Raw genomic sequence first — 13886 nt, forward strand, 5'->3', positions numbered from 1 at the left:
TTTTGTTGATTAATCTATTATAAGATTTTAATTAATAGGTAATTTTATTGTAAACATTACACCAACTATATTCTCTTCTTTTTTTATATTTTTTACTTTTATTTCACCACTAAATTGTTTATTGATAATTTGTTGGGACATATAAAGCCCTATTCCTGTTCCGTTGAATTTATGTTTTGTTGTAAAGTAAGGTTCAAATATCCTAGTAATCAGCTCTGCCTCAATTCCACCTGCATTATCACTAAATTCAATAATTACATTTTTATTTTTTTTAAATACATTAAAACTAATTTTTTTATCTTTTATATTTCTCATTTTAAAAGCATCAAGACTATTATTAAATAGATTCATAAGTACTTGTATTAACTCATTTTCATATGCTTTGATTTTTATATCTTCAATATTTGTATCAATTTGTATCTCATTTGATTTTAGTTTTGAACTTATTAGTTTTAATGTTTTATCATAAACTGCTTGTAATTCAAAAGTTTTTGCATCATGTTTAGTACTTAAAAAATTTCTAAAATCATCAATTGTTTGAGAAAGATGATTTGCATTTAAAATAATAATATCAATAGACTCTTTTTGATTTTCATCAGTTAATATTCCCATCTCTTTGCTAAGTTGCATTCCACTAGCACTAGTTGTTATTACAGATAAAGGCTGTCTCCATTGATGAGCTATATTCTCAATCATCTCACCCATTGCTACCATTTTCGTTTGATGTGCAAGAATTAAATCCTTTTTCTTATTCTTCTCCATCTCTTCAAAAATCTTTTTTCTATATTTTAAAAAATATTTTTCTAAATAATAAGATACATATAATGATATTGCAAATAAGAAAATTGTAATAATTATAGAAATAAATAGTATTTTTAATATATATTCATTGTTTCTTTTATTTAAACTTTTTTCTCTTAATATGATTTGCTCTTCTATTTTTTTACTATAAAAACCTGATGCAATAGCAATTTGCCATTTGTCAAAACCTTTTACATAAGTAGTTTTTTGAGCTGGTTTATTTGTTTCTGGCATTATTGTAGAGATATAACTTATAAAACCATCACCACTTTTAGCAGTATCAATAATCTTTTTTGTAATATAAGTGCCATTTTTATCTTGTAAATCAATTCTATTTAAGCCTACATAATCTTTTTTTAAATGAGATAAATAAGTGCCATTATAATCAACTAAAAAGACAAAATTGTTAAGTCCATATCTTAGATTTTGTAAATTTTCAATAGTTTTCTTTTTTATTGAATCTTCAAAATCTTTTATATACTCTCCTGTTCCTATATATATTCCTAGTTCATCTATTGCTTTAATATATGAAAGTTTTGTTGAAAATTTGTTTTTTTTTGGTTTTTTCCATAAAAATTTCAAATAACCTTCTTTTTTTGCCTTTGCAATTTTTATAGATTCTTTTACTATTTTAAAACCGTTTGGATCTTCATAGTTTAAATAGTTGTTATTTTCAAGTTTTCTATTTGGGGGATATAAAATACAATTGCCATTAAAATCAAAAATATAATAATATCCTCTTTTCTCATTAAACTTTACACCTCTTAAAGAGTCACCTATTAGTTTTATTATTTCATTATTGGTTTTTTGATTTTTATGTTCTTTATAAATATTCATAGCTATTTCATAAGATTCATTAATTCTATTTTTAATATTTTTTTCAATTGTTGGAATAACGCTAGTTTGATTTTTTAAAATTCTGTCATAAACTCTTTTTACTTCACTTTTTACTAAAGCTTTTTGATTTTTAATATAATCAGCTTTTAAATCTTTTGAATCTTTTTTAAACTCTTCAATGTTATTGAAAATCATAAAAAGTGTAAATATAAAAGAGACAAAAATTGTTACAAGTGGCATTGCATACTTTACTAATAATAAAAGTTTTTTTTCTGCACTATTTTCTATCATTAAAATCCTAAAAAATTGTTATATTTGTAAGTAATGTATTTAAAAAATTATAAATTAATTATCAGACATAATACTATTAGTTACTTTTTTGTCACTATTATAGTTTTTAATAATTAATATAAGTTTAAAATTAAGAAAAATAATTAGAATTTTTTATTAAAAATAAGCTATTCAACACTAAAGCTTTTTTCTTTAAAGTTAAAAGTAATTTTTTTGATTTTCATATCATCTTCTGGAATATATGTTTCTAAGATAAAGCTATCTTTTTCTTTTGTTAGAAAAGTTTCTAACTCAAATACTTTATCCCTAAAAAGAATAACTTGAAACTGTTTTTTCACAATTTGTCTCAAATCTTCCCCTACTTCTAAATATATCTCTTCTTCATTTAAAAAATAGTTCTTCTTAAAACTTTCATTATAAATAGTTTTTCTTAAGTTTTGATGTGCACTTAATTTTTCATTTTTATCAAATATCTTGTTATAGTAGTTATATTTTTTATTTCTTATGCTATATAAGTATTCTGATAATTTATCTATGCAAATTTGATTTGAGTCCAAAATTTTTGTATCTATTTTTTCATATTTACCCAAATAACCTTTTTCAATAAGCTTTTCAAAGCGATTTTTGTGTAAATTAGAGTAAAATTTAAAAATAACATCATCATAATATTTAACAAAATATTTTATAAACTCAAAACTAATACAAAGTTTTGTTTCTTGAAGTAAATTTTCATCAATAAATACAATTACTTCTTTATTAATGCCTTTATTTAAACTTTTTGGTAAGTCTACAAGCTCCAAATTTACAAAGAAACTATCTTTTATATTTTTTTCTAATAAAGAGTAAAACTCTTTTGATTCTTTTATTAGTTTATTTTTTTCATCACGTGACTTTACAATTTTCTTTACTATTTCTTGTTCTCCATCACTTGTTTCAACAAGAAAAGAAAAAAGCTCATTATCTTTTAAATCAAGTAAAGTAACAAACTTATTGCCATCAATAATAGGAAAAAGAGGAAAAGTAGAATCAATTAATTTTACTTGAGCTATTTTCAACTTTTTATCAAAAACTTTTCTTGATATTTTAAATATTCTAAATCTAGTTAATACACTATAATACTGCATAACTAATAAAGCAAAAAGAAGAACGAAAAAATATAATTCCATTTTGTTCCTTAGTTATCCCATAGGATATAAAATCTCATTTTGTATTTTCTGTATATTTTCTAATAACTCTTTATCTATTTTAAAGTTCAATGCTTTTAAAGAATCATCCAACTGTTCATGTTTTCTAGCTCCAATAATTGTAGAAGCAACAAAATCAAAATGCTTTGAATAAGCAACTGCTAAAGTTACTGGTGAAACTCCATACTCATTTGCTAAAGTTACATATTTTTTTGTAGCCTCAATAGTTTTATCATTTACAAATCTTTTTGCCATAGCTTGAACTCTAGGACTTTTATTTTTCATATAGATACCAAATCTAGCATCATCAGGATAAAGTCCACTATTATATTTTCCTGCTAATACTCCTCCTGCAATTGGAGAATAAGGAAGTAGTGAAATATTCTCTTTTTTACAAACATTTGCTAATTCATCTAAAAACCTTGGATTTAATAATGAAAAATTATTTTGAATCGATTGAAACCTTGCTAAGTTTTTATGTTTTGAAGTCTCATTTGCTTTAGTAAGTCCATAAGCACTATCATTTGAAGTACCAATATATCTTACTTTTCCTTCTTTTATAAGCTCATCAAATGCCTTTAAAGACTCTTCAATCGGTACAATTGTATCAGGCCAATGCACTTGATAAAGATCTATATAATCTGTATCTAGTTTTTTTAAACTTTTTTCTACTGCTCTTTTTATATGAAAAGAGTCAATTGCAGTAAGCCCATGTCTAATAGGAGGAACAAACCATCCAGAAGCAGCCCCTGCTACTTTTGTAGCTAGAATTATAGAATCTCTTGGCTTTGTTTTTATCCATTGTCCTACAATCTCTTCTGTAATTCCTGCATCTTTAGCATTTGGTGGAACAGGATAAAGCTCAGCAGTATCAAAAAAATTGATTCCCAAATCATATGCTTTATCCATTATTTTAAATGCTTCTTCTTTTGTAGTTGTACTTCCAAATGTCATTGTTCCTAAGCAAATTGGAGTAACTCTTAATCCACTATTTCCTATATATCTATATTCCATAATAACTATTACCTTTTGTATAAGTTAGCATGAGTATAACAAAAGGTTTCATAAATTATTATAAGAAATATTATTTTATTCCATTATACATATCTCTTTTTTAAACATATGCACAATTGTATTATATGCAACTATTAAAACAATCATTGTTAAAACAAGACTAAAAAAGTATGAAAAGAACTCGTAAATATCCTTGTTTGTTAACTCATACATCAAAATTGAAGCAAGGGCAATTGTAGCCATAGGAAAGGTAAATGCCCACCAAGATATAAAAAATTTAATTTTTACAAAATTTTTATACATAAAAAAAATCAAAAAAGTAAAAAACAATCCCAAATTAAATAATATTAAAGCAAAAAAATCCAAACTATGTGTCATTTTATAATATGCAATAAGCCCAACTGATGGTGGTGCTATTAAAATAAAAAGTGTTGGCATAAATTTTGGTGCAAACTGATTATGAAAAATTATTCTATTTAAAATAATTGATAACATAATAATCCAAAAGAATATACCAATTGAAAAGAAAAATGTCAAATACATAGAATCTAAGTGATTTGTACCAACAACAGGAACAATTAAGTTTCCAACAATAGGAATAAACCAAGCAGGATTTGAATGTTTCATCTCTAAATTATTATTTATCCAATATTTCAATGTATTTAAAGTAAAAAATAGATGTAAAAATAATCCAAAATAAAAAAGTATATTTGAAATATCAATACTATTTTTATAAATTGCAGACATTAATAAAAAAGAGATAGAAATTGCTGCAAAAAAGTTTATTCTAATTGGATGTGAAAACTCTTTTTTTACTTCAGCTAAATACATAAATAGTTTAATTACGTATGTTAATACTACAAAAATAAATATAATTGTTGTTATAGTTTTAAGTACTAAATAAAAAAAAGAGCTTAATCCTAAAACTTCATGTGCTCTTTCATAAACCAATGTTAATCCACCAAGTCCCATTATAACAGCAAACATCATAACTGGAAAAAACTGTAATCTATTTGATGGAATAGATTTTATTGTTTCATCGCTCATTAAAAAAACCTTTTAAGATAAAATTATTTATAATTAGCAAAAAAAGGATTTTATATGGCAAAAAAAGCTTTAGTTAAATTAAGTAATCAAAACCTATCATTTGAAAATGACAGAGGTCAAAACCTTAAGCTGTTAAATATAAATCCAAATAGTATGAATTTAGATGTAGCTATTTATGAAAAAAATCTATTTATCAAAAACAGCACTATTGCATTTGCACATATTCCTAAAAAACTAAAAGCAAAGATTAAGCCTTTATGCTAATTAAAACATAATTATAACTTATCATTCTTAAATAAATTTTACTTATATATAAGCTTAGATTATAATCATTGATTTTTCATTTATTTTTTTATGTTAAAATAATATTTAAAAGGTATTTAATGAATTGGTTAGCACATATTTTTTTATCAGAACAGCATATTGATTTTCAATTGGGTAATTTCTTAGCAGACCCTCTTAAAACTAGGCTTTGGAATCATGCAAGCAAAGAGCTAAAAGAAGGTGTTAGAGTACATAAAATTATCGATTCATATACAGACTCAAATAAAATAGTAATAAAAAGTAAAGCAAGACTAAAAGAGAAAGGTTTATTAAAATCAATTGTTATTGATTTGACTTATGATTATTTACTTACAAAAAATTGGGAAAAATTTTGTAATATTCCAATTGAAAAATTTTCATATGATTTTTATACAAAAGCAAATAAAAGAGCTATTTATTTCCCCCAAAAAGCAAATACTCTTATAAAAGGTCTTATTAAAAGAGATCTTTTAAATAAATATCAAGATTTAGAACATCTTAAAATAGCTTTTGAAAGAATCGATTTAAGATTATCAAAAAGGCTTCTAGCAAGGGATACAGCAATTAGTTATTATGATGCAGTTTGCGATAATATCATTTTATTAGAAGAAGATTTCTTAGAGTTTTTTCCTATGCTTTGTGATATTGTAAAAAAAGAAATAAATACTAAAAAAATCAAACACTGGAAAATTTAATTTAGTTTTTTATTTCTTCTAATTAACAAATATATAAAAAATGGTGCTCCTACAAATGCAGTAACAACTCCAATAGGTAAAGCCGAATCTGTATTTAAATTTCTTGCGATTAAATCACAAATAACTAAAAAAATTCCTCCAAAGAAAAAAACAGGAAAAATAAGTTTTTCTGCACTTTTTTTATATATAAGTTTAATAATATGAGGAACAATAAGCCCTATAAAGCCAATAGGACCAACTATGCTTATAGATACACCCACACTTAAAGAGATTACTACAAGTAAAGTAATATTTGTTTTTTGTACATTTAATCCTTTTAAAAATGCTGTATCATTTGATACTAAAAGAAGTTTTATATTAAATCTATTTTTAAATATCACAAAATATAAAATAATTGAAAAAATAAAAACTACAAAACAATCAAAAAAACCAACCGTATCTAAGCTCCCAAGAGTAAATCTAACAATTGAATAGTTTTCTTGTAAATTACTAATATAAAAAACCAACATCAAAGCAGATGAATAAAAATAAGATAAAGAGATACCAATAAGCAAGATTGTATTTGTAGAGACTGCTATTTGATTTTTATTTATATATCTTGATATAAAATATAAAATTAAAATCGTAAAGATTGAACCAACTACTCCTGAAATAGACAAAATAAGTGTTGGAAAAAATACAATAGAAATTGCAGTAAACAAAGTAGTTCCACTTGCAATTCCTAAAGTATATGGAGTAATAAGTTGATTTTTAAAAATTATTTGAAAAATCAAACCACTTAAAGCCAAAATAGCTCCAACAAAAAAAGCAAGTAAACTTCTAGGAACTCTTAAGTCCCAAAATATCTTATAATCTAAAGTATCTTTTGAAAATAAATTCGTAAAATCTAAATCCACCTCTCCTAAAAAAGGAGTTATTAATAAAACTATTATGGAAAAAATATATAAAAGACTCTTTTTCATAAGTTTACCACCAAGTGGTTATTTACTTTTGATATTGAATTTTTATAAAATTTATTTAAATTTTTATTTGTAAAAAACTCTTCATTCTCACCAAAAAACTCTATTTTTCCATCTTTTAAAAAAAGTATTTTAAACTTTAATGCATATGCTAAATCAAGATTATGTGTAATAACTATTTTTTGATTTAAAAAGTTTGATTTAAAAATATCAAAGACTTCTTTTAATCTATTTATATCTAAATTTGCTGTTAATTCATCAAAAATAGTGATTTTTGCATTATGCATTAAACTTGAAGCTAATAATAAAAGTTGTTTTTCTCCTGAACTTAAATCATTGCAGTATCTATTTTCTAATTTCTTTAAATTTAATAATAAAATTACTTTTTTTAATCTTTTTGCATCTACACTATTTATACTTGAAAGCTCTAAAAACTCTTTTAATGTAATATACTCATCAAAAATTGATAGTTTAGGTGGGATATAGTTTATAAAGTTTGCGCGTTCTTGTTGACTTAAACTATTTAGATTTTTTTCATAAAGCTCAATAGCTTCACTTTCAATAAGACCACAAATAACTTTTGCAAGAGTGCTTTTACCAGCACCATTCTCTCCTAAAACTACTAAATTTTCATTTAAAAAAAAACTTATATTTTTTAAAATAAAATTACTATAATTACTTACTTTTAACATCAACTAATATCTTTTTATAATCTTTAATAAAATATTTAACTCTATGACTTGGAATACCAGCATACTCTTTATCAATAGCATAAATATTATCTTTTATACTTGCATTTATTGGTAATTTTTTCCATACATTTATTACCTCATCAAGAGCTTCTTTATCGTTTTCAAAAAAAGCTGCTAATATTATAACAATATCCGGATTTAAAGCTATTATTTTTTCTACATTCAATACAGGTTGAGCTTGATTTTTAGAAATATATGCATTTTTATTACCTGATGCTTTTAAAATATCATTGAAATATAGATTATTTCCTGCAATAAAAATACTTTTTTTCAAGTTTTTGCTAGGATGAATTACAATCATTATCTTTTGATTTGTGATTATATTCTCTATACTTTTTAAACTTTTATCTATTGAGTAAATAAGCTCATTTGCTTTTTTTTGTTTATCAAACTCTTTACCTAAAGTTTTAATTGTATGTTTAATTGACTCTATTGTATCAGTTTTAAAAACTAAAGTTTTAATTCCTAAAGCTTTTAGATTGTTTATTAGTTTTTGATTATAGTTTTGTGTTAAAACAAGTGTAGGTTTAACTTTAAGTATTTTTTCTAAAGATACATTTGCATATCCACCTACTTTTTTAACTTTTTTTGACTCCTTTGGGTAGTTACAATAAGCTGTATTTGCAACTACTTCTTCGCCTTTGTTTAAAGCATAAACTATCTCATTTATTGAAGGAGATAAGGTTACAATTCTTTGTTTTGCTAAACTAATACTAATAACACAAACTAAAAGTATGAAAAATCTCATTAAAAGCTAACCTTTAAACCAACATAAGCACTTCTTCCTGCTGTTGCATAGCCATCTACTGTTTGGTAATATTTATCTGTTATATTATCAAGTTTTAAATATAGTTTTGTTTTATCATTGATTGAGTAATTAATCACAGAATTAAAAAGTGTATATCTACCTGTTTGCACTTTATTATCAAATCTATCTCCAATATAAGAACCATTTAAATTTAAATGAACTTTTGAGAACCCATAATAATCCAATGAAAATCCTAATTCTCTTTTTACTCTTCTACTTAAAGTTTCTCCATTGGCATCTTTTGCACTTAAATGAGTATAATTTAAAGATAAAAAAGTATCATCTAAAATATCTTTTTTATAAGATAACTCATATCCTTTAAATCTTGAGATACCATCTTCATTTAAATATTGAAAAGATGGTACAAAAGTATAATTAATCATATTTTCTATCTTATTTTCAAAATATGTAAATGTTAGACCTTTGTAGGCTAAATTTAAATCAAAAGATTTAGTTGTTTCTGGTTCTAAGGATGGAGTGTAACTTAAATTACCTAAAGTAGGTGCATTATATGCTGTTCCATAATTTGAAGATATATAAAAGTCTTTATTAAAATTATATTTTACTCCTATTTTACCAGTTATCTTTTCATCAAAAGCATTATTATTATCATACCTTAGCACCTGTGTTAAATTAAATTTTCCTAATTTTGTATTATTTGATATAAAAACTGCTTCAGTTTGATATTTTTGTTCATTAAACTCATCTTCAAAATTTTGTTTATTTAATCCAAACATCAAATTTGAATTTTTTAAATATGAAATATTTGTATTTATTAAAAATTCATTTACTATACTTTTTGTATGAAAAGTATCTCCTTGTCTTCTATCAAACTTCCCTTGAGACATTGCTAATTTAGTAGAAAAATAGTTATTTTTATATTTGTAATCAACTAACTTAAAATAATGATTAAGATAAGTTTTATTTTCTTTATTATCTGAATTGGAATTATCATAATCATATTCAGAGTCAATATTTTTATATAAAAAATTTATCTGATTATTTTGATTTAAATTTATCCCTCCTAATATATTATAAGTATTATTTGAATACCCATCTCTTTCTAAACCTAAATCATCCCATCTTTTACCATAATCAGGACTACTCTTCTTTGCTTCAAATGAGCTGTAACCATCAGTACTAATTCTATTAGCATTAAATTTAATATAATAATTTTCTGTTCTATTATTAATTGAAGCAATATATTTTCTTGTATTAAAACTTCCTGCTTCAACTAAAGCATTTCCATGAAAGCCTTTTTTTGAATTTGATGTAATTATATTTACAATTCCACCACTAGCATCAGCTCCCCATATACCACTTTGAGAACCTTTTACAACTTCAATTCTTTCAATATCATTTATCATTAATTGTGCAAGTGGTGCTCCACTAAGACCTGTTGGTTCATTATATCTTATCCCATCAACTAATACTAATATTCGTTTTGTATCAATACCTCTAATAAACAATGAATCTAGTTGCCCCATACCTCCATTACTAATAGTTGATACTCCAGGAAGAGTACTTAATGCTTCACTAACAGTAGTAAATCTTTTCTCTTCAATCTCTTCTTTTGTAATTACATCAACATTAGCTGTTACATCTTTTATTGATTGCTCTGTTTTAGAAGCACTTGTAATAGTAATTGGTGTAATATCATATTTTGCACATGCAGTTGTTGTAGCTATTAGTAAGCTTGCTACTAAGCTTGTAGATAGTTTCTTATTCTGTTTCATTGTGTGATTAATTCTCCCTAGATTATATTATTTGTTGAATAAAGTTTTATTGGTTTCAATTGTCTTAATAAAAGTATTTTATGCACTTTTACAAAAGTATATTTGTTTAATGTAAAAATCAAACTATATAAGCTTAATATTTTAGATTCTACAGTTGCCAATAAAATAGTAAATAGCGTAAAATATCTTCTTTGCTTTTTCAAACTTCTCTCCTTTAAAATTTTTTGAAATTATATTGTTTAAAATTTAACTCTTATTTAATTAAAACTATTAGAAAATATTTCATCATATTTTAAAAGAAACTCCTTATAACATACATCTTTATAGATTCCTTCTTTTAAGTTGATATATCTTTTTAAAGCATAGTATAAACATACATACAAAAGATAGCATTTTATACACTTTAGTGTTATTTTTTTATCATATTCTTGTAAAAAAAAGTTTGCTTTGTTTTCATTGATACTATTTTTATCATAACACCAAGTCAAAACTATAATTGCTAAATCAAATCTATAATCACTAATACATGAGTTTGAAAAATCTAAAACTGTATTTAAGTTATCTTTGTAAAATAGTACATTATCAAAAAACAAATCAGCATGAATTAAAGAGTTTTTTTCTACTTTAATATCTTTTATATGCTTATACCTTTTTATAAACTCTTCATTATTATCAAGCTTATTTATTAAGGATTTTAAATCAAAATCATGACTTGTCTTAAAATCTAAATTTATTCTATGAAGTTGTTTAAAAAAAGTAGCTACTTGCTTAAGGTTTTGAAGACTTGCTTCTTTTTTTATTTCCCCTTTTTTAAATGAAAAAAGTACCAAAGGCTTAATATATTTTCTTGAAATATCCAAAACAATAGGAGTTTGTAAGTGTTTAATTGAGTTTAAAATTTTTATTTCTTCTTCTACTTTTTTAAAGCTATTAGTTTCATATAACTTTAAAACATAGGATTTATTATTTATATCTTTTAAAATATAAACCGTATCAGAAATTCCCTCTTTTGTCTTTTTTATATCTACAAATATATATTTATCAAAAAAACTATTTATCTGTTTTAAATCTAATTTTGTTTTCACACCCATAATTACACAAAATCAATAAATAAAGTCATATATTTATCAACTCTCTCTTTCTTATAATTTAAAATCTCTTCACCTTCATAATTTAAATTCTCAAAAGTATAAATATCTTTTTTATCTTTTATAATATCTGTTTGCATACCTACTTTTGGACGCATATAAACTGTTGTAAAAGGAACTTTTCTTTTATGTAAAGGTCTTATAATAAAACTACTATCTCCAACACATAAAGGCTTTTTAACTTTAGCAGAGGCATGGGAAAAAGAAGTAACTCCAGGTATTACCTCACAGTTATCATAAATAGCCCTATTTTGTTCTTTTATAATATCAAGAAGATAATAAACTGTACTATAAACTGCACTATCTCCTAAAGTTACAAAACATAAGTCTTCATATAATTTAAATGAATCAAAGATTATATCAACTTGTCTTTGCCAATCTTCTTGTTTAAAGCGCATAGGAGAATACATAGGAATTATTGTTTTTTCAAAACTAAACTCATCCATTAGTTTTTTTACTATTTTGTAAGTCATTGACTTTTCAAAACTATTATTTGCACTTTTTGTAGGAATACAAATCGCATCACAAGACTGTAAAGCCTTTAATGCTTTTAATGTGATTAGCTCATAATCACCAGGCCCTAAAGAAACCATATTTAATTTCATATATTTTCCTAATAAGTCATTGTTTTATGGCTAATACCAAGCATTTTAAAAGACTCTTTTATATTACTTAATATAATCTCTTGTGTTTTTGCTAACTCTAACAGATTAAAATTCTCACCTTGTGTTAAAGAAGGAGTAATAAAAGATTCAAAACTATCACTTAAATCCTCTTTTATTTCAGTCATATCTTTAATATAGTGATTTCCACTAACCAAAAGAAGTGGTACAATTTGAACTTTTTTAAAGCCTTTTTCTTTTATTTTTTCTTTTATTACATTATTTACTACAAAATAAGGAAAAGCTCCCTCTAAAGAACAAGTAAAATTTCTTTTGTCAATCATTTCTAATAATGAACTTGTGTAATTTATAGAATCAATTCCTATAGTATTTAATTTTGGTGTTCCATGAATAATATATAAATTTGCAGTATCATCTTTACTTATTTGTTCATTTAAAGAAGTTAAAAAAGAAGTTGTATTTTTTGATGTTGTAAGTATTGCATTTGTAATTGCAAGGTTTGCCATAGAAAAATGCTTAAATCCATCAACAATCTTTTTTAAAAACTCATGTTCATCAGTTGGATATATATTAACAGATACTATTACAACATGCTTAAAGCCTTGCATATCAACATCAGCTAAAGTTTGAGGAAGATTTTTATAAACTTCTTTTTTCTTTTTCTTTAGAAGTTTTATTACCATTCTTGAAGAAAATGAGGTAAAAACCTCACAGTCTGGATATGTTTGTTTTACTTTATCTTCTAAATCTAAATACTTTTGTTGCTCTATTACTGAACCAAAACAAGCTAAAACAATAGCTCTTTTTCTATTATAGTGTCTAAATCTTTTCATTAATTACTTCACGCTATTATATAATCTTGCTTCAACATAAGCACTTGATTTTAATGTATTTAAACTTTTTGCACCTGCAAGAACTGCTAAATCAATAAATGGTTCTAAAATAACAACACTCATATAAGCAAGAGCAAAACTCAATACAGAACTTAAGTTTTCAATACCAAAACCTTGTCCATAAAGTGCCCAAAAGGCAACCCAAGAAACAATTCCACCTTGATACATAACTGAAAGTTTTAAAGCATCTTTATAGTTTATATCTTTATATGCTGTTTTTTTAGGAATAATTTTATTAGCAATATACATCATTGCAAATAAAGGCATTAACAAAGTAGTTACATTTATAGTATATTGAGGTAAATCAAATGGTGCAAAAAACAAACCTTGAATTAATAAACCAAAAGCTAAACCAAAAGCAGTAGGTGCAGCTCCAAAAATTAAAAACAGTGTTGAACCTAAAATAAGATGAACTTCTGAAACACCTACCCCATGATGAGGTAAAAGCTCAAAAAACATAAATACAAAAACCGTAGCTAAAACAGTTTTTACAATAGTAGGTAAAAATCCGCTTTGTTTAATACTATTGATTGCTAATTTTATAGCAATACCAAATGAAACGGCAGCCGTTCCATAACTTAAAACCATTTTTGCGCCTTGCACAACTCCTGCTTCTATATGCATAGATAGTCCTTTAATGTATATAAATTTCAATTATGAAATATTTGTATGTTAAGTAATGATTATTTTGTTAATAATAGTAAAATTTGAGATTTTTTTGGTGGGTCTAAAGAGTTTATTTCGTTTTCATAAGCTCTTTTGTGGTATAAATTATTATTAGTTTCTGCTGTACAT

At 24.3% G+C, this 13886-nt stretch carries 15 protein-coding genes; 2 read left to right on the top strand and 13 right to left on the bottom strand.

Annotation, left to right across the window (positions count from 1 at the left end; all coding sequences use genetic code 11):
- Positions 1-27: 27 nt before the first annotated feature.
- From ACAN_RS07570 to ACAN_RS07585, 4 genes are all read right to left on the bottom strand, one after another.
- Positions 28-1929, bottom strand: a complete 1902-nt coding sequence (locus tag ACAN_RS07570; protein ID WP_099333299.1) for a sensor histidine kinase — start codon at positions 1927-1929, stop codon at positions 28-30.
- Between the two features lie 167 nt (positions 1930-2096).
- A complete protein-coding gene (locus tag ACAN_RS07575) occupies positions 2097-3095 on the bottom strand; it encodes a hypothetical protein (protein ID WP_099333300.1) in 999 nt (332 codons plus the stop codon).
- Between the two features lie 12 nt (positions 3096-3107).
- A complete protein-coding gene (locus ACAN_RS07580) occupies positions 3108-4127 on the bottom strand; it encodes an aldo/keto reductase (protein WP_099333301.1) in 1020 nt (339 codons plus the stop codon).
- Between the two features lie 75 nt (positions 4128-4202).
- The gene (locus ACAN_RS07585; protein WP_099333302.1) at positions 4203-5174 is read right to left on the bottom strand and encodes an SLAC1 anion channel family protein; all 972 of its coding nucleotides are present in this window, start codon (positions 5172-5174) and stop codon (positions 4203-4205) included.
- A 54-nt stretch (positions 5175-5228) separates the two neighbouring features.
- Here ACAN_RS07585 and ACAN_RS07590 point away from each other — a divergent pair, with 54 nt between their 5' ends.
- Together ACAN_RS07590 and ACAN_RS07595 are read left to right on the top strand one after the other, a co-directional pair.
- Positions 5229-5438, top strand: a complete 210-nt coding sequence (locus ACAN_RS07590) for a malate dehydrogenase (RefSeq protein ID WP_099333303.1) — start codon at positions 5229-5231, stop codon at positions 5436-5438.
- A 119-nt stretch (positions 5439-5557) separates the two neighbouring features.
- Positions 5558-6172 carry an acyl carrier protein phosphodiesterase gene (locus ACAN_RS07595; RefSeq protein WP_099333304.1) on the top strand — a complete coding sequence of 205 codons (615 nt, stop codon included), beginning with the start codon at positions 5558-5560 and terminating at the stop codon, positions 6170-6172.
- On the opposite strand, the gene ACAN_RS07600 is transcribed toward ACAN_RS07595, so the two are convergent.
- Genes ACAN_RS07600 through ACAN_RS07640 form a run of 9 tightly spaced genes read right to left on the bottom strand, consistent with a single transcriptional unit; the run spans position 6169 to position 13715 of the window.
- Positions 6169-7134 carry a FecCD family ABC transporter permease gene (locus ACAN_RS07600; protein ID WP_099333305.1) on the bottom strand — a complete coding sequence of 322 codons (966 nt, stop codon included), beginning with the start codon at positions 7132-7134 and terminating at the stop codon, positions 6169-6171. The two genes, ACAN_RS07595 and ACAN_RS07600, sit on opposite strands and share 4 nt — an antisense overlap.
- Positions 7131-7823 (bottom strand): ATP-binding cassette domain-containing protein, encoded by a 693-nt coding sequence (locus tag ACAN_RS07605; RefSeq protein WP_099333306.1) that lies wholly within the window; start codon positions 7821-7823, stop codon positions 7131-7133. The genes ACAN_RS07600 and ACAN_RS07605 overlap by 4 nt, the downstream gene beginning before the upstream one ends.
- Positions 7807-8631: an ABC transporter substrate-binding protein gene (locus tag ACAN_RS07610; protein ID WP_099333307.1), complete on the bottom strand. Its 825-nt coding sequence runs from the start codon at positions 8629-8631 to the stop codon at positions 7807-7809. Before ACAN_RS07610 ends, ACAN_RS07605 begins: the two co-directional genes overlap by 17 nt.
- On the bottom strand, positions 8631-10427 hold the full coding sequence (locus ACAN_RS07615) for a TonB-dependent receptor plug domain-containing protein (protein ID WP_099333308.1): 1797 nt from the start codon (positions 10425-10427) through the stop codon (positions 8631-8633). The genes ACAN_RS07610 and ACAN_RS07615 overlap by 1 nt, the downstream gene beginning before the upstream one ends.
- A 17-nt stretch (positions 10428-10444) precedes the next feature.
- On the bottom strand, positions 10445-10630 hold the full coding sequence (locus tag ACAN_RS07620; RefSeq protein WP_099311559.1) for a hypothetical protein: 186 nt from the start codon (positions 10628-10630) through the stop codon (positions 10445-10447).
- Between the two features lie 54 nt (positions 10631-10684).
- The gene (locus tag ACAN_RS07625; RefSeq protein WP_165773024.1) at positions 10685-11512 is read right to left on the bottom strand and encodes a phosphotransferase; all 828 of its coding nucleotides are present in this window, start codon (positions 11510-11512) and stop codon (positions 10685-10687) included.
- A gap of 8 nt (positions 11513-11520) precedes the next feature.
- Positions 11521-12180, bottom strand: coding sequence for a precorrin-2 C(20)-methyltransferase (locus ACAN_RS07630; RefSeq protein WP_099333310.1), 660 nt, complete (start codon positions 12178-12180; stop codon positions 11521-11523).
- 8 nt (positions 12181-12188) lie between these two features.
- Positions 12189-13031, bottom strand: a complete 843-nt coding sequence (locus ACAN_RS07635; protein WP_099333311.1) for a sirohydrochlorin cobaltochelatase — start codon at positions 13029-13031, stop codon at positions 12189-12191.
- Positions 13032-13034: 3 nt separating this feature from the next.
- A complete protein-coding gene (locus ACAN_RS07640; RefSeq protein WP_099333312.1) occupies positions 13035-13715 on the bottom strand; it encodes an energy-coupling factor ABC transporter permease in 681 nt (226 codons plus the stop codon).
- Between the last annotated feature and the right edge of the window lie 171 nt (positions 13716-13886).

This window comes from Malaciobacter canalis (genome assembly GCF_008000835.1).
In the GTDB taxonomy this organism is placed as follows: Bacteria; Campylobacterota; Campylobacteria; order Campylobacterales; family Arcobacteraceae; genus Malaciobacter; species Malaciobacter canalis.

Excerpts from the sequence above, each read along its gene's own strand:
- ACAN_RS07615 (WP_099333308.1), bottom strand. The coding sequence starts at position 10,427 with ATGAAACAGAATAAGAAACTATCTACAAGCTTAGTAGCAAGCTTACTA.
- ACAN_RS07640 (WP_099333312.1), bottom strand. The coding sequence starts at position 13,715 with ATGCATATAGAAGCAGGAGTTGTGCAAGGCGCAAAAATGGTTTTAAGT.
- ACAN_RS07605 (WP_099333306.1), bottom strand. The coding sequence starts at position 7,823 with ATGTTAAAAGTAAGTAATTATAGTAATTTTATTTTAAAAAATATAAGT.
- ACAN_RS07570 (WP_099333299.1), bottom strand. The coding sequence starts at position 1,929 with ATGATAGAAAATAGTGCAGAAAAAAAACTTTTATTATTAGTAAAGTAT.
- ACAN_RS07610 (WP_099333307.1), bottom strand. The coding sequence starts at position 8,631 with ATGAGATTTTTCATACTTTTAGTTTGTGTTATTAGTATTAGTTTAGCA.
- ACAN_RS07575 (WP_099333300.1), bottom strand. The coding sequence starts at position 3,095 with ATGGAATTATATTTTTTCGTTCTTCTTTTTGCTTTATTAGTTATGCAG.
- ACAN_RS07585 (WP_099333302.1), bottom strand. The coding sequence starts at position 5,174 with ATGAGCGATGAAACAATAAAATCTATTCCATCAAATAGATTACAGTTT.
- ACAN_RS07590 (WP_099333303.1), top strand. The coding sequence starts at position 5,229 with ATGGCAAAAAAAGCTTTAGTTAAATTAAGTAATCAAAACCTATCATTT.
- ACAN_RS07635 (WP_099333311.1), bottom strand. The coding sequence starts at position 13,031 with ATGAAAAGATTTAGACACTATAATAGAAAAAGAGCTATTGTTTTAGCT.
- ACAN_RS07580 (WP_099333301.1), bottom strand. The coding sequence starts at position 4,127 with ATGGAATATAGATATATAGGAAATAGTGGATTAAGAGTTACTCCAATT.
- ACAN_RS07600 (WP_099333305.1), bottom strand. The coding sequence starts at position 7,134 with ATGAAAAAGAGTCTTTTATATATTTTTTCCATAATAGTTTTATTAATA.
- ACAN_RS07630 (WP_099333310.1), bottom strand. The coding sequence starts at position 12,180 with ATGAAATTAAATATGGTTTCTTTAGGGCCTGGTGATTATGAGCTAATC.
- ACAN_RS07595 (WP_099333304.1), top strand. The coding sequence starts at position 5,558 with ATGAATTGGTTAGCACATATTTTTTTATCAGAACAGCATATTGATTTT.